At 62.8% G+C, this 16,414-nt stretch carries 12 protein-coding genes; 8 read left to right on the top strand and 4 right to left on the bottom strand.

From position 1 onward, the window contains the following. The first annotated feature begins 21 nt into the window (after positions 1-21). Genes PCJ49_RS02865 through PCJ49_RS02875 form a run of 3 tightly spaced genes read left to right on the top strand, consistent with a single transcriptional unit; the run spans position 22 to position 2,581 of the window. A complete protein-coding gene (locus tag PCJ49_RS02865; protein WP_269909621.1) occupies positions 22-1,194 on the top strand; it encodes a hypothetical protein in 1,173 nt (390 codons plus the stop codon). After that, positions 1,191-1,967: an SDR family oxidoreductase gene (locus PCJ49_RS02870; protein WP_269909622.1), complete on the top strand. Its 777-nt coding sequence runs from the start codon at positions 1,191-1,193 to the stop codon at positions 1,965-1,967. The genes PCJ49_RS02865 and PCJ49_RS02870 overlap by 4 nt, the downstream gene beginning before the upstream one ends. A gap of 56 nt (positions 1,968-2,023) precedes the next feature. Next, on the top strand, positions 2,024-2,581 hold the full coding sequence (locus tag PCJ49_RS02875; protein ID WP_269909623.1) for a cytochrome b: 558 nt from the start codon (positions 2,024-2,026) through the stop codon (positions 2,579-2,581). A 47-nt stretch (positions 2,582-2,628) separates the two neighbouring features. Here PCJ49_RS02875 and PCJ49_RS02880 read toward each other — a convergent pair whose 3' ends face one another. Further along, positions 2,629-3,558: a LysR family transcriptional regulator gene (locus PCJ49_RS02880; RefSeq protein WP_089288890.1), complete on the bottom strand. Its 930-nt coding sequence runs from the start codon at positions 3,556-3,558 to the stop codon at positions 2,629-2,631. A 255-nt stretch (positions 3,559-3,813) separates the two neighbouring features. On the opposite strand from PCJ49_RS02880, the gene PCJ49_RS02885 reads away from it, so the two are divergent. The 3 genes from PCJ49_RS02885 to PCJ49_RS02895 all read left to right on the top strand — a co-directional run bounded on the left by PCJ49_RS02885 (position 3,814) and on the right by PCJ49_RS02895 (position 7,943). After that, the gene (locus tag PCJ49_RS02885) at positions 3,814-6,117 is read left to right on the top strand and encodes a TonB-dependent receptor (RefSeq protein ID WP_269909624.1); all 2,304 of its coding nucleotides are present in this window, start codon (positions 3,814-3,816) and stop codon (positions 6,115-6,117) included. A gap of 77 nt (positions 6,118-6,194) precedes the next feature. Further along, on the top strand, positions 6,195-7,394 hold the full coding sequence (locus PCJ49_RS02890; RefSeq protein ID WP_200819968.1) for an acyl-CoA dehydrogenase family protein: 1,200 nt from the start codon (positions 6,195-6,197) through the stop codon (positions 7,392-7,394). Between the two features lie 21 nt (positions 7,395-7,415). Further along, on the top strand, positions 7,416-7,943 hold the full coding sequence (locus PCJ49_RS02895; protein ID WP_269909625.1) for a flavin reductase family protein: 528 nt from the start codon (positions 7,416-7,418) through the stop codon (positions 7,941-7,943). 226 nt (positions 7,944-8,169) lie between these two features. Here PCJ49_RS02895 and PCJ49_RS02900 read toward each other — a convergent pair whose 3' ends face one another. Continuing rightward, positions 8,170-8,598 (bottom strand): hypothetical protein, encoded by a 429-nt coding sequence (locus tag PCJ49_RS02900; RefSeq protein WP_269909626.1) that lies wholly within the window; start codon positions 8,596-8,598, stop codon positions 8,170-8,172. A 479-nt stretch (positions 8,599-9,077) separates the two neighbouring features. Beyond that, a complete protein-coding gene (locus PCJ49_RS02905) occupies positions 9,078-11,399 on the bottom strand; it encodes a TonB-dependent receptor (protein ID WP_269909627.1) in 2,322 nt (773 codons plus the stop codon). 411 nt (positions 11,400-11,810) lie between these two features. Between PCJ49_RS02905 and PCJ49_RS02910 the strand changes: the two genes are divergently transcribed. Then, positions 11,811-13,304 (top strand): APC family permease, encoded by a 1,494-nt coding sequence (locus tag PCJ49_RS02910; RefSeq protein ID WP_269909628.1) that lies wholly within the window; start codon positions 11,811-11,813, stop codon positions 13,302-13,304. A gap of 66 nt (positions 13,305-13,370) precedes the next feature. Further along, complete coding sequence (locus PCJ49_RS02915) at positions 13,371-14,906, top strand: aldehyde dehydrogenase family protein (protein ID WP_269909629.1); 1,536 nt, start codon at positions 13,371-13,373, stop codon at positions 14,904-14,906. Positions 14,907-15,104: 198 nt separating this feature from the next. Here the strand turns inward: PCJ49_RS02915 and PCJ49_RS02920 are convergent, their stop codons facing one another. Next, positions 15,105-16,412: an FAD-binding oxidoreductase gene (locus PCJ49_RS02920; RefSeq protein WP_269909630.1), complete on the bottom strand. Its 1,308-nt coding sequence runs from the start codon at positions 16,410-16,412 to the stop codon at positions 15,105-15,107. Positions 16,413-16,414: the final 2 nt, after the last annotated feature.

The raw sequence follows: 16,414 nt of genomic DNA on the forward strand, positions 1-16,414 counted from the left end.
AGAACGCTTCGGGAGGCGGCTATGGGAGCAGGGTCAAAAAGTCAGGCACGGGTTATTGTTGCAGCCACCGCCATCGGCATCCAGGGAGCGTTGATCAATTGGATGGTCCCCGGCTTCATGGCGCTGTTCGGCCAGCAGGGGGCACTGGACAACCAGGAGGTCGGCTATGTCGCCGCCTGGGAAATCAATGCCATGGCACTGACCATCGGCCTCAGCACCTTTCTGATCCCGCGCATCAACTGGCGGGTGCTGGTGGGGCTGGGTCTGGGGCTGATGGCGGTGGGGAATATCGGTACCGGGTTCAGCCACACGTTCGACAGTATCCTGATTGCGCGTGTGGTGACCGGGGCCGGTGAAGGGATTGCCATCGGCCTTTCCTTCGCCACGCTGGGGCGGACGGCGCTGCCCGACCGCGCCTTTGCCATCTATCTGTTCATCGGCGCGCTGATCAGCGCGTTTTTACTGCTGGTGCTGCCCTGGTTGCAGCAATCGGCAGGATCGTCGCCGCTGTTCATCGCCAATGGCCTGATCAGCGCCCTGGTCGGGGCCTTCCTGGTCTGGCTGCCCGATGGGCATCAGGGTGGATCGGATCATCCGCAAAGGGCCAGCGCACCCATTCATTGGCGGCTGGCACTGGGCGGGCTGGCCGGTTCTTTCCTCTATTTCCTGGCCCAGGGTGCCACCTTCAGCTATCTGGAGAAGATCGGCGATGCCAGCACCATTACGGCCGAACAGATCGGTCTGGCGCTGGCCATGGCCAATCTCAGCGGTGCCGGCGGTGCCGGTGTCGCCGGGCTGCTGCCGCCGCGCTGGGGACGGGGCTGGCCGCTGATCATCAGCGGCGTGCTCTCCGTTATCAGCTTCCTGGCCCTGCGCGGTCAGGTTTCGCTGGGGCTTTTCATTGCGGCGGCCGTGGGCATGACCTTTGCCTGGAACCTGTCGCAGCCCCTGCTCTCCGGCCTGTGCAGTGATGCCGATGCCGATGGACGCATTGTCTGCGCCATGGGATCGATCCAGACGGTGGGCTTTGGCTTCGGACCTGCCGTGGCCGCCCTGCTGCTGACCGGGCATGATTTCTCGCCGGTGCTGTGGACCAGCACCATCACCTTGATCGCCAGTGTGGCTGTGATGCTGGCCGGCATGACGCCGGCAGGCCGCAGCCGCTATCCCGCCACCGGAGAGTTGAAGCCATGAGCAACCCCGCCGTCATCATCACCGGCGGCACGGCCGGCATCGGGCTGGGTGTTGCCCAGGTGCTGTCGCGGGAGGGCTGGCGCGTGGCGCTGGCCAGCCGGCAGCTGGAGGGACATGACGCCGCGCGCGACTGGATCGCCGCCGATCCCACCAACCGCGCCTATGTCGCCACCGATACCCGCGATCAGGCCCGCGTCGACCACATGGTCGCCGAGGTGCTGGAACGGTTCGGGCGGATTGACGGGCTGGTCAATGGTGCTGCCAACCCCAGCCCCATTGCCGGCCGGATTGAGGAGTTGGACCTGTCGCCGCTGCTGGGTGACCTGGATACCAAGGTTGTCGGCTATCTGCGCTGCGCCAAGGCCGTGGTACCGGTGATGAAGCGGCAGGGGGCGGGCAGCATCGTCAATATTGGCGGCCTGACCGGCCGTTCCTCCAACACGCTCAGCGGGTTGCGCAACGCCGCCGTCAGCCATTTCACCAAAACGCTGGCGGACGAGCTGGGGCCGTTCGGCATCCGGGTCAATGCCGTGCATCCCGGTATTGTCGAGACACCGCATCTGCGGGAACTGTTCCAGTCCGAAGCCGACGCCAGGCACTGCACCCCGGCGCAGGTGGAAGCGGACTTCGTGGCGCAAATCCCCTTGCGCCGCGTTATCCATCCCGAAGAACTGGGCCGCGTCATCGGCTTTCTGCTTTCCCCCACGCCGGTGCCCATCACGGGGGAATCCATCGCGGTCGATGCCGGTTACTCCCGCGGGATTTACTTGTGAACGGCTTTCCTGTACGGCGCCGTGCAGGAAAAGAATATGGAAGGCAGGACAGCACCATGCAAAGCACAATAACGGGCGAACGGCCGCGATATCATCTCAGCCTGCGCATCATCCATTGGTGCCGGGCGGCAACCATCCTTGGGATGATCTTTCTCGGCTGGTGGATGGTGTCGCTGGATGATGCGGATGCGGTGAAATTCGACTGGGGTTATCCCTATCACAAGTCGTTCGGCATCCTGGCTTTCCTGCTGGCGCTGATCCAGCTGACCCTGCGCGGCCGGTTCGGCACGCCGGCCCCCTCCCCCCGCATGGGTCGGCTGGAAACCAAGGCGGCCCATGTGGCCCATGTGGCGCTTTATGTGTTGATGATCGCCGTGCCGCTGCTGGGCTATGCCCGGTCCAGCACCTTTCCGGAAAGCGACGGCATCTATTTCTTCGGCCTCTATCTGCCGGAACTGCTGGGCAAAAATAACGCCCTGTCGGATATTTTCAGCCAGATCCACGCCGTGGCGGCCTATAGCCTGCTGGGCCTGATCGCCCTGCATGTGGCCGGCGCCATCAAGCACCGGCTGTTCGATAAAGACCCGCAGGATTCCCTGTCACGGATGCTGTAAGGGTATCATTTTAACCGTGCCGGGGGTTTCAGCACCCCCGGCCCCGGTCAGAATTCGTCACAAAATTCTGAGACCGCCTCGCCTTCATTGAGTGATTGCGACATGAAGTCGACAAAGGCCTTCACCTTGGCCAATACATAATTGCCCTTGGCATAGACCAGATAGAGCGGCAATTTCGTCGTGACATGGCCGTTCAAGACGGCCTCCAGCCGGCCTGCCGCCAAATCCTGCTCAATCAGGAAACGCGGCAGAAAGGCAATGCCCATGCCGGCCAGCAAGGCTTCGCGCGTCACGCGCACGCTGTTGGACACCAGCCGCACACCCTGCAACTGGATCACATGTTCCTGCGACAAGGCCCATTCCCCCGGACGGGACAGGTGGGTTTCCATGATGCAGGCATGGTCCTTGATTTCCGCCGGGGTGCGGGGCACGCCAGCCTTGGCGAAATATTCCCGCGCACCGGCCACCACCATGTCATATTCCCACAGCTTCACCGAATCGAGTGACGAATCGTAAGTATCACCGGTCCAGAAGGCGAGATCGAAATCGCCCTTGATCAGGTCGATCTTGCTGTCCGTCAAATCCAGGTGAAACTTGATCTGCGGGTACATTTCCAGAAATTTCGGGATCATTTCGGTGATCCGGAACAGGGACGCGACAACCGGTGCGCGCACCCGCAAATCACCACGCGGCGTCGCCTGGATGCCGGCCAGCAGGTCGTTGGCCTCTTTCACCTCATCCAGAATGCGAGAACAGCGGCTATAAATTTCCCGCCCAGCGGGCGTCAGCGCAATGCTGCGCGTCGTGCGTTCCAGCAGGCGCAGGCCGATGCGCGCTTCCAGCTGGGAGATCTGGCGGCTGACCGCCGCCTTGGAATAGCCCAGCGCATCGGCCGCCGCCGAGAAGCTGCCCGTGCTGACCACCGCGGCGAACGACATCATGGAGACGGCGTTGGCGATTTCCAGGCGTTCGTCCATCGGCGCTGTTCTCCCCCATTTGTTGGTAAATCGGCCTAATTGCGCACGTATTGTTGCATTTACGCATCTATGCCGGATGCAACAGGGCGCTGTCAACCAATCCGGTGACGCAGCACGCGTCCGAATCACTGTTGCATAAATCTTCCAATCATTCTTCTTCGATATGGATTGTAGCATAAACGAGATTATGATAGCTCTGTGTAAATAAAAAATCAGGGAGAGTTCACTTCAAGTTCTGGGAGAAGGACGGGAGACATGCGTAAGATTTCATTCAAGCCGCCGCAATTGCGCGTGCGGTTGCTGGCAAGTGCTGCCTTGTTGAGCACATTGTCAATTTCGCAGGCATATGCCCAACAGCAGAGCCAAAGCAACGATCTGGAAGAGATTGTGGTCACCGCAGAGAAGCGGAGCTCCACAATTCAACAAACCCCCATCAGCATTACCGCCGTCACCGGCGATCAGTTGCTGAAACAGGGGATCGCCGACGTGGCACGGCTGGCGACACAGACACCGGGCATTTCCATCGCCTCCTCGGGTCCAGGCCGGACCCAGTTCAATATAAGGGGCCTGTCCGGCAATGGCGGTTCCTCGCCAACGGTCGGCTTTTACCTGGATGATGTGCCGGTGACACCGCCCGCCTCGCAGATCGCGGCGGCCGGTAAGGTGCAGATCGATCCCACACTCTATGATCTGGCGCGTGTGGAGGTGCTGCGCGGGCCGCAGGGCACGCTTTATGGTGCCAGTTCGATGGGCGGCACCATCCGGCTGATCACCAATGGGCCGCAGATGAATAATTTCCACGCCAAGGCCCAGGGGGAACTGTCATCCACCAAGGGCGGCGGCACCAATTATTCCGGCAATGTCATGCTGAACATCCCGCTGGTGGATGACAAGCTGGCCGTCCGGCTGGTTGGCACGGACCGTCATAATGACGGGTTCATCGACCGCGTCATCCTGAATAATTTCCCCCTGCCCCAGGGCAATGACCGGGGCAATGTGCTGGCCGCCCCCGTGGCCCGGGTGATCGAGAATGACAATAGCGACCGGCTGCGCGCCTTCCGGGGTACGCTGCTGTTCACGCCCACGGAAAATCTCACCATCGAGCCGGCGATTTTCCACCAGAAGCTGACCACCAGCGGCCTGTCGGCCATCGACATGCCGCCGGGCCGCATGGCGCATTATCAGCCAACCGATGTGAATGAACTCTCATCGCAGCGCTTCGATGCCTATAGTTTGCGCCTGAAATACGATATTGGCGGGGTGTCGCTGCAATCCATCACCTCGGTGCTGCGCCTGGGTTCCTTCATCAAGGAAGACGACGCCGAAAGCCAGTTCTTCGCCTTCGGCCCCCTGGGCAAGACCGGGCTGGCGGCCGACAATTACACCACGGAACGCCATTCATCGCGGCAGATTAATGAGGAGTTCCGCGTTTCCTCCAACTATGATTCACCGCTGCAATGGCTGGCGGGGGCTTATTACAGCAAATATCGGGATGATCTTTATATCCGCAACACGGTGGATGATCTGATCCCGGTCTTCGGTACCAACAATGCCTTTACCGATGAAGAGCGTGATACGCTGAAGCAGAAGGCCCTGTTCGGGGAGGCCAATTACCAGTTCCTGCCGGAATGGAAGCTGACGCTGGGCCTGCGTTACTTCACCTATCGCTTCTCCTACACGCAGAATGCCACCGGTCTGGCGGCCCAGACGGGCCTGTTCTCCGGCACCGCCCGCGACAGCGGGCTGACGCCCAAGGCCACGCTGACCTATACGCCTGACCGGGACCTGCTGGTCTATGCGACGGCATCGGAGGGCTTCCGGCCAGGCGGCCCCAACCTGCCCATTCCCACCAGCGGGGCCATCGATTGTACCAATTCCTTCAAGGAACTGGGTCTGAAAGGGCAGCCCCCCACCTTCGGCCCCGACCGGGTGTGGAACTATGAGCTGGGGCAGAAGGCCAAGCTGTTCGATGGTAAGGTGACCTTCAACAGCGCGCTGTATTACATTGACTGGACCGACATCCAGCAACAGACGACCCTGTCCTGCGGCTATAATTTCACCGCCAATTCCGGCCGCGCCTATTCCAAGGGGGCGGAGGCCGAAATGTCCGCCCGGTTGGGCTGGGGTTTCACCCTGCAACAATCGGTGGGCTATACCCGCTCCGCCCTGACAAGGATCAGCCTGCCGGGCAATTCACCCCTGGACCAGCAATTGCCCGACGTGCCGCGCTGGACCGCCACCACCGCATTGGAATATGCCGATGATATCAGTGATGATTTGTCGCTGAGCGCCCGCGTCTCCAACCGTTACATCGGTGGCCAGTATAATTACAGCGCGGTGCCGGCCAGCCTGACCCGCAAACCGTCCTATGACATTCTGGACGCCCGCATTTCCGTGTCGGGGGACAGTTGGACGGCCTCGCTTTTTGTCGACAACATCACCAATCGGCGCGCCATTGTTGGGATCAACCGCTCCCAGGCGCAGAATAATCCCTATTTCGCCCGCGCCTTCATCAACCGGCCGCGAACCTTCGGCCTGTCGATCGAAACTGAGTTTTAAGGAAGCAACAAGCCCGGCCCTGCTTCGGGTGGCAGGGCCGGACCTGTGCGAACAGAAAAATATCTGGGAGATGCATCATGTCGGTTTCACAGATGGCCCGTCGGGATCACCCGACGGCGGAAGAGCTGGTGGCGCACGCCGCCGCCATGATCCCCGTCCTGCGCAGCCGGGAGGCGGCGACGCTGAAGGCCGGTCAGGTATCGGCGGAAACAATCCACGAATTGCAGGAAGCGGGCTTTTTCCGCGTGCTGCAGCCCAAACGCTATGGCGGCTATGAAATGTCGCCGCTCACCTATGGTCGCATCGCCCGCACCCTGGCGGAAGGCTGCATGAGCACGGCCTGGGTCTATGCCGTGGTGGCCGTGCATAATTGGGAACTGGCCCTGTTCGATGACCGTGCCGCACAGGAAGTCTGGGGCAGCGACGATAATGTGCGCATCTGTTCCTCCTATATGCCCGTCGGGCGGGTGACGCGGGTAGAAGGCGGCTATCGGCTCAGTGGTCGCTGGGGCTTTTCCAGCGGTTCGGGCCATTGCGACTGGGTGATCCTGGGCGCCAATATTCCGTCCGAAACACCGGGCGCCCCGCCCGAACCCCGCAATTTCCTGTTGCCGCGCGCCGATTATCAGGTGCTGGACAATTGGGATGTGATGGGGCTGCAGGGTACCGGCAGCAATGACATTCTGGTGGAGAACGCCTTCGTGCCGGAATATCGCACGGTGCGGGACCAGGATCTGTTTGACATGCGCTGCCCCGGCCATGCGGTCAATACGGCGCCGCTGTACAAAATCCCCTTCGCGCAGATTTTCAACCGCACCGTTTCCAGCACCTCCCTGGGTACGCTGAAACATGCGTTGGAAGCCTTTATCGAGGCCACCCGATCACGACGGACCACCTATACCGGTGAACGGCTGGCCCGCGACACCTCTGTACAGTTCACCATTTCCGAGGTGGAGCGCATCCTGGATGAACAGGTGCTGGTGATCGAACGCGATCTGACCGAGCTGCTGGACCGGGCGGTGGCCAATGACTGGCCGCTGGAACGCCGCGCCGCCCTGGCCGCTGCCACCACGGCGACGGTCAGCCGCTGCGTGCGCGGCATTGATCTGCTGATGGAATTCAGCGGGGCCAAGGCGCTGTTCCGGGGCAACCCGATCCGCCAGGCTTTCCTGGATATCCACAGCGCCCGTGCGCATGTCGCCAACAACCCCTACCCCTATGGGCGCAATCGCGGGGCGATGCTGCTGGGCATCGAAAATGACAATCAGGATATCTGAAAGCCAGGGGAGCATCGGCGCATGAGTGAAATCGCCACCCCATCCGCCAGCGCCGGCGCAATGCCGGCGCTGGCGGATGAATTCCGCCTGGCCATGCGGCGGCTGGCCGGCGGGGTCTGCATCATCACCGGGCTGGCCGACGGGGCAAGGCTGGGCATTACCGCCACGGCCGTCTGTTCCCTGTCGGCCGATCCGCCGTCCCTGCTGGTCTGCATCAACCAGCGTTCATCCTTATGCGCGGCCCTGGCGCCCGGTCGGACCTTCTGTATCAATGTGCTGAATGGGGATCAGGCGGACATCGCCAGCACCTTTGGCAGCAGCCGCGCCCAGGCGGAACGTTTTCTGGGCAATGACTGGCGCTGCTTTGATGATGGCATCCCCTATCTGCCGGATGCGCAATGCAGCATCCGCTGCTGCGTCGACGGCATGATCGATTACGGATCGCACCGGATTTTTATCGGCAAGGCCGGAGCGATCCGCATCAGCGATCCGTTTCACCCGCTGGTTTATGGCAATGGCGCCTATCACCATCTGCATCCGGTCACCTGATCAGGGGGAGGACGATGTTTTGCTGTTGAATGTCAGCGCTACGTCGTCCCGCCCTTTTCAAATCTCATAACTATCTCCCTTGATCGTGACCGATCCTGGGAGATTTTGTGTTCCCTCAGTCGCCGGGCGGGCGCATCCGCGCCCTTGGCTTGCGCGGGCATGGGCCCGCGGGCCGGCGGTCGCCGGCCTCCAATCCGCCAAGGGTCAAACCCTCGGCGGATTGGCATCACTTCGCCGCCTTTGGCAAGGTGGCCGGGATCGAATACCAGAAGCTGATATGGCAGGCCTCGCACGCCTCATCCAGGTGCCCACCGGCAACCACCAGAGCCTGCACATCCTGCTTGTCGATGGCGGCCAGCGCCTGCAGCGTCGTCTGCCGCACCCCTTCGGTGAAGCCGATGAAGGCCGGCCGGTTTTCCTTGATCATGGCTTCAATCTGCGCCGGCGGATGTTCACCGAAATGCGCTTCGGCCCCCGGCGCTGCCACCCGCCGACCTTCGATCAACAGCAGGTTCATCGCTTCCAGCAGCATCATGGCGTGGGCGCGCACCGCTTGCCATTCCTCTGGCGTGCGCGGCTGGCGCTTCTCAACCCCCGCCTCATTGCTGATGACGGCCACGGCATCCCACACCCCATCGGCGGCGGGATCAACCATATGTTCCATCAATTCATGGATAGTGGCATGGGCTTGAAAGGCCGGGGCGTCGGCTTTGGGGGCGGCGGCATCCGCTGACTGCCACCGGTCAACTCCGTACAACACACCACTGCCCATGACCAGTGCCAGCACCGCCCAGAGCGGCCGCTGGCGAAAGCGGCGGGCTGGTGACAGACGGTTCGTGCGGGTTTTCCCCCTGCTTCGCAAGCCGAATTTCATGAGCGCGCACCCCCTCCGGATAGAAGGCCATCATCACCGCGCCGCACCAGCCGTGCGGCACCCTCTGCTGCTGTCATGTCGGGTTTCTCCACAAGGTCGGCCCGATCTTGCCGATCAATGGCGGGGGCCGACCACGCCATTCTATCCGCTCATCAGGGGCTTCATGGCCGGATAACGGTCATGAAACCGTTGCACAGCCCCGTAACAGAATAAAAATGGGGGAAGGCCGCACCCACGCGGCCTCCCCCCTGGTAGCAGCATCAGAACTCCACCTTATACTGCACACCGATCTGCAACGGACGGCTGACAGCGCCCACCGGCAGGTAACGGAAGCCACCACCCGACAACATCTCCCGCCGCAGGAACGCGGACGGGTAGAGGTTGCCGAAATTCAGCCGTTTATCCAGCAGGTTCTTGCCATAGAGGGAGAGGGTGGCATTGTCGAAGCGCAGGCCGATACTGGCATTGACCAGATTGAAGGCCGGGCGGTTCAGAAAACCGTTCCCGTCCAGGTTCGGCACCGGCACCGTGCCGGTGTAACTATAGTCAGCCGACATGAACAGGTCGGTCTCTGTGCTGACCGGCGTTTCGTAATAGCCGGAGACGGTGCCCGTCCAGCGCGGCACCTGCGCCAGCCGTGAACCCGGTGCCAACGGCACCAGCCCCGGATCTTGCAGCACCGCATCTGTGTACCCAAGCCCCACCTGCAAGGTGAACGGGATACCGGTGAAGGGACGCCCCGACACTTCCAGCTCACCGCCCCGGATGCGTGCCTTGCCGGCATTGGTGGTGAAACTGAGAGAGCAGCCCGGCAGCGGCACCGCCTGCTGCACGTCGGTCCAGTCAATCTGGAAGGCTGCCGCCGAGACATTCAGCCGCCCGCCGGCCACCCGATCCTTGGCCCCGACCTCATAGCTCCACACCGTGTCGGGGCTATAGCGCTGGGACTGGGACTGGCTGACGCCGATGGCCGCCAGATCATTGGCGCAGAAGGTGGGCAGCGGCGCCTGCGCCCCGCCAACGCGGAAGCCCTTGGAGGCCGAAGCGTAGACCGTGCCCTCGTCCGTCATCTTGTAGGAGATGACCGCCTTGGGCACGAAGCCGGCCTGGAAATTTTTCAGTTCCGGCACAAAGGCCCCTTCGGGCGGGTTGACCATGCCGGTGCTGAGATTTTCTTCCACCCGCTGGGTGATCCAGTAATGCCGCAGCCCCAAGGTCAGCGTCAGCTTCGGCACAATGTCGTAGTACAACTCACCAAAGACAGCGACATTGTCTTCATGCTTGGGAATGGTGACTTCGTTCTGATAATCCTGCGGAAAGCCCGCCTTGAGCAGTTCCGGCACCCGGATGGCCGGCTGGCGGAAGGTCTGATCCTTGCGCTGATAGAAAAAGCCGGCCACGCCCGACAGGTTGGGCAACAGCGTGCCATCGTCAAAGGAAATGCGGCTTTCGTGGGTATAGCGCTCTTCCTTGTTGATGCTGATGACGTAAAGGGCGGGGTTGCCCAGATCAGCACCCAGTTCACGCTTGAAATACTGGTTGGTGCCCTCCGTCCCATCCTCCAGCTCCTGCACCTTGCGGGCAAAGACGCTGGTGGAGGAGGTGACGGCAAAGCCCTCCCCCTCATAATTCAGCACCACGGAACCAATGCCCCAGCGGTTGCGGGAATATTCCTGCACATCATGGTCACGGTTGAGGGTGTAGGATACCGGTTTGAAACCCGGCAGCGGCAGATAGGCGGCCGGGAAACCGTGCAGCTTGGAGATCTCGCCCATCCCGGTGACGGTGGCTTCCAGCTTCTCCGTCAGGGCGGCGCGCAGGGTGACCGTGCCCGACAGGCTGTCATTGCGCCCCTGCCCGTCCTTGACGAACGGCTGGCCATTGGCGTCGGGAAAGGCGCGCTTGATGAAGCCGGATTCCCGCTGGGCGTTCAGCGCGACATTCAGCGCCAGCTTATCGGGCGTCAGCACCACATTGGTCAGCGCATTGACGCCGGCATCGGGCCCGCCGCCATTGGTGCCGCCAACCTGTACCTGTGCCGAGGAATGCTGGTCAGACAAGGACGGCTTCTTGGTGATGAAGCGCACATTGCCGCCCATGGAACTGGCACCGAACAGGGTGCCCTGCGGCCCCTTCAACACCTCAATCCGGTCCAGGCCCAGCGCCTGCGGGCTGACTGTCGAGGGGACGGGCGTGTCATTCATATAATAGGCGGTGGTCTCAGCCCCGACCACGCCACGGATCGTTGTCTGACGCCCGCCGCTGAAACCGACCGAAGAGACATCCGACCCCTGACCATATTGGAAGGTCAGATTGGGGATCTTCGTCGCATAGTCGGTGAAACTCTGGATATTCTGCTTCTCCAGAAAGTCAGACGAAAAGGCGGTGATGGAAACCGGCACATCCGTCAGTTTTTCATCCCGCCGGCGGGCGGAGACAACGATTTCCTCCAGCATCCCGCCCGTTTCTGCAGATGCCGTGGCGGTGGACGCTTTCTGCTGGGCAGAAGCGGGGTTGCTGCCCAGCCCCGCCAGGGCCAGCCCCACCGCCAGCGCGTAACGGGAGACCTGTTTTCCAGCCATCAGATGATACCCGTTATTGTTCAAGAGCCTGACCATAGCCCCTCCTTATGTGACGTCCCTGTCCGTGGATATTGCGGGCACCTGGCAATACGCAGCGGATACCGCCCCCACCTGCCGCCTGGCAGGATGGTGACGGCCCGGAAGAAGCCGCGATGTCAGTGTGCGCCTGTTCAAACCCGATGCGCCGTGGCGGCGCTGTTGTTTCCACCAACATACTTGCATCTGACGCTGAGGCAAGATATTTTATGCCTATAACAATTTTTCGTGGGAAGGTTTTCCGCCCCGGCTCTGTTGCCGCCCTTTGACGGGCGTCCTGGCCGGGACTGGCCCCCTTCTTTCCGTCGTTCGCCAGGACGGGCATCCCCTTGTGCGGGCTGCCACCACCCCTGAATCCAGGACTGCACCATCGCCATGAGCAATCCCGTTTCCGGTACTGAACCCCCCAACCGGCTGTTGGCCGGAATGCTGGGAACGAACGACATTATTTTCATGATCCTGGCCTGTGCCGCGCCGATGGGCGTGCTGGCGGGGATCATTCCGCTGGCCTTCGCCTTCGGCAACGGCGCCGGGATGCCGGGGACGCAGTTGGGCATCTGCGCCGTGATGCTGCTGTTCGCCGTGGGTTATGTGCGGATGATGCCGCATGTGAAAAATGCCGGTGCCTTTTATGCCTATATCGCCGTCAGCCTGAACAAAGAGACGGGGATTGCCGCCGCCTATACGGCGGTGGTGGCCTATATCTGCGCCGGCACCTCCACCCTGGGTGCCATGGCCTTTTTTGCCTCGGACTTTCTGCACAGCATGTTCGGCATCAGCAGCCGCTGGGAAATCTGGGCCGCCATTGCCATGGTGGCCATCACTTGGCTCGGCTATCGCAAGATCACAATGGCCGCCAAGGTGCTGACGGTGGCCTTGCTGCTGGAAGTGGGGCTGATCCTGCTGATCGACGTGCTGATCCTTTATGACCGGGGCTTTGCCGGGCTGGATTTCAGCAGCTTCACGCCTTCCACCATCTTCGCCCCCGGCCTGGGCATCGGGGTGATCTACGCCATCAACGGCTGTATCGGGTTTGAAGCGACGGCGATCTATCAGGAAGAGGCGAAGAACCGCAAGGTCACCATCCCCCGCGCCACCTATGGCGCGGTGCTGGTGCTGGGCAGCTTCTATGTGCTGTCCTCCTGGTGTCTGGTGCTGGCGGCCACGCCGGAAAAGATTCAGGCCGTGGCGGCGGCCGATCCCGGCCGCCTCGTCTCTGGCATCGCGGCCCAGCATCTGGGGGAATTCGGGCGCAATGCGCTGAACCTGCTGACCGTCACCAGCCTGTTCGCCGCCGCCCTGGGCTTTTTCAACAATATCACTCGCTATATGTACGCCCTGTCACGCGACGGGCTGTTGCCGGCCCCGCTGGGCCGGGCGCATCCGGTGCATGGTTCGCCCTATATGGCCTGCATCCTGTTGACCGTGATCTTTTCCGCCATTGTCGGGGTGTTTGCCCTGGCGGGGCTGGACCCGCTGCTGAACCTCGCCACCAGCCTTTCTTCCATGGGGGCGGTTGGGCTGGAGATTTTGCTGACGGTGACGTCCCTGTCCATCCCGGTCTATTTCGCCCGTCGCCATGAATATTCGCTGGGCAAGACCTTGTCGCCCCTGATCGGCGGCCTGCTGATTGCGGTGGCAACCTATCTGTCGCTGGAAAACTATTCCGCACTGACCGGCACCAATCTGGCGGCCGTCAACCGGTTGCCGTTCCTGTTCGTGGCGGTGGCCATCATCGGCCTGGCCCACGGCACCTATTTGCGCAAATTCCGCCCGGCCACCTATCGCCGGGTCGGCTCAACCCAGGTCGAGGAAGGCCGCAGCGCCGACACGGCGGTGGGCGATACGGCCCGGACAGCAACAGCCTGATGCAAACCCCGCCGGCAGGGCCAAAGGGCCCGGGCGGGGCGGCCAATGAACATTGTGGAGTGAGAGATGACCCAATCCGCCCAAAACCGCGCGCCCGATGGCCCTGCGGCACCCCATCCCCTGCCGCGGCTGCCCCGTGGCCTGCCGCTGATCGACGGGCAATTAGTGGAACCGCTGCGGCCGGACCGCATGGTCGATACGATCGACCCGTCCACCGGCCGGGTGATCACCCAGCTTCACGCCTGCACCATTGACGATGTCGACCGCGCGGTACAGGCGGCACATCGGTGTTTTGAAAGCCGGGAATGGCGCACCATGCGGCCGCTGGATCGCGGCCGCCTGCTGGAACGGCTGGCCCTGCTGGTGGAGGAACACCGGGAGGAACTGGCCCGGCTGGAGGCGCTGGACAGCGGCAAGCTGCTCAACGTCACCCGCGCCATCGACCTGCAATTCACCATTGACGGGCTGCGTTATTACGCCGGCTGGGCCTCCAAAATCGCCGGGGAATATGTCAGCCATTCGCCATTGGTGCCGGAGGATGCGGTTTACCGTGCCTATACCCAGCGCCGGCCGGTCGGCGTGGTCGCCGGTATCACGCCCTGGAACTTCCCCATTGGCCAGGCGATCCAGAAGATCGCACCGGCCATCGCCTTTGGCTGCACCGTGGTGCTGAAACCGGCGCTGGAAACCTCGCTGACGGCGCTGCGCCTGGGGGAATTGATCCTGGAAGCCGGGTTCCCTGCCGGTGCCGTGAATATCATCACCGGCCACGGGCCGGAAATCGGCACGGCCCTGGTCAACCACCCGCTGGTGCGCAAGATCGCCTTTACCGGCTCCACCGTCACCGGACAGAATATCCTGGCCTCGGCCGCCCAGACCATGAAGCGGGTCACGCTGGAACTGGGGGGCAAGTCGCCGGCCATCATTCTGGCCGATGCCGATCTGGACCGGGCCATTCCGGGGGCAGCGGCGGCCATCTTCGCCAATTCCGGGCAGATTTGCACCGCCGGTTCCCGCCTGCTGATCGAGGCACCGATCTATGACAAGGTGATGGAAGGGGTGTGCGACATCGCCCGCAACCTGAAACTGGGCTCCGCCTTCGATCCCGCCACCCAGATGGGGCCGCTGATTTCCGCCCGCCACCGCAGCCGGGTGGCCGCCATGGTGGAAGCCGGGTTGGCCGAAGGGGCCAGTGCCGTGGCAGGCGGCTGCCCAGGGGAAGGGGATGGCTGGTTCTACAAGCCCACCGTGCTGGCCGGTGTCTCATCCCAGATGTCGGTGATGCAGGAGGAGATTTTTGGCCCCGTCGTCTGCGCCGTGCGGGTGGATGATGCGGCCGATATCGTGCGCATGGCCAATGACACGCCCTTTGGGCTGGCCGCCAGCATCTGGACGCGCGACCTGGACCGCGCGCATCTATTGGCTGAGCGGATCGATGCCGGCACGGTTTGGCTGAACACTCATAATGTGCTGGATCTGGCCATGCCCTTCGGCGGGCACAAGCTGTCCGGCCTGGGGCATGAATTCGGCAACGAGGCGATGAAATCCTTCACCGAGCCGAAGGCCGTCTGTATGCGGCTGGAAGCGCGCGGGCTGGTCTGAAGCATAGATGTTAAGTTAGTTACTTGCCCCTTCCGTGCCTCCCCCGCGAAAGCGGGGGTCCAGGGGCCAAGAGCGCCCACCATTGTTCTTGTGGCCCCTGGGTCCCCGCTTTCGCGGGGAAGGCACGGGAGAAACTCAGCGCATAGGGGCACAGGCGGCGTTGGCAATAGGGGCGGCAGACAGGCCGTCCCTTCCCTGTCAGAACCGGTCCAGCCGATAAGGCGTCGGGTCGAGCGAGGGCGGCGCACCCGTCGCCAGATCGGCCGCCAATTGCCCAGCGGCCGGGCCGATGCCGAACCCGTGACCGGAAAAGCCCGATGCCAGCACCAGCCCCGGTATCTTTGCCACCGGGCTGATCACCGGCAGGGAATCCGGCGTCACATCGATCATCCCACCCCAGGCCTGGGCCACCTGCGCCTGCTTGAAGGTCGGCCATGCGGCCACCAGATTGCGCATCGCCTCGTCATTCAGGCCCTGATTGACCGGCGGGTCCATGGTGCGGACGCGCTCAAACGGGGACAGGTCAGAGGCACCCCAACGCCGGGGCAGTGCCAGATCGTCCCGGAATTCCCGGCCCAGCGCCACCCGCAAATTGCGCCACTGCGCCAGCAGCGTGGAGAGATAGCGCGGGCCGATCAGCAGATGGTCCAGCGTCAAGGGCGCGAACAGGGCGCCCCGCTGGGTGATGGTGTAGCCCCCATCATGGCGCTTGCGGAAGGAGAAATCCGGCGCGCCAACGGCGATGTCGCACGGCCCCTCCATCGGTGCCGTGCGCAGGACGGAGGCCACCAGCGGCAGGGTCAGCAGGCTGACGCCGAGATTGCCCAGGAAGCGCCGCGACCAGACACCGCCGGCCAGAATGACCTGCCCGCAGCGGATTTCCCCCCGTTCCGTCACCACACCGCTGACAGCCCCGGCGCTCAGGGACAGGGTGCGCACGGCGCAATTTTCAACGATCACCGCCCCTTTCGCCAGGGCCGCCTTGGCAATGGCGCTGGCGGCCAGGGTTGGCTCCGCCCGTCCGTCGGACGGGGTATGGATGCCGCCAACCCAGGTGCCCACCCCGCCCGGCACCAGGGAGGCGATCTGGCGCGGGCTCAACAGGCGGCTGTCCAGCCCGGCCCCCGCAACAGAGGCCAGCCAGGCCTCATGCTTGGTCATTTCGGCATCGGTGCGGGCGATATAAAGGATGCCGGCCTGCCGGAAGCCGCAATCATGGCCAATCCGCGCGGGCATTTCCGCCCAGAGCCGATCGGCCATCTGGGCCATTGGCAAATCCGGCACCGACCGCAGCATCTTGCGGACCCAGCCGAGATTGCGGGACGATTGCTCCCCCGCAATGCGGCCTTTTTCCAGCACCACCACCGGGATGCCGCGCTCCGCCAGAGTCAGGGCGGCGGACAGCCCGATAATGCCGCCCCCGATGATGACGACGCTGGTGGCCGCTGGAAAGCCGGGGGAGGTTTCAACAGGCGTGATGTCAGGTGCCGCCATTTCGGGTGCCAATC

This window comes from Niveispirillum sp. BGYR6, from assembly GCF_027568365.1.
Taxonomy (GTDB): Bacteria; Pseudomonadota; Alphaproteobacteria; order Azospirillales; family Azospirillaceae; genus Niveispirillum.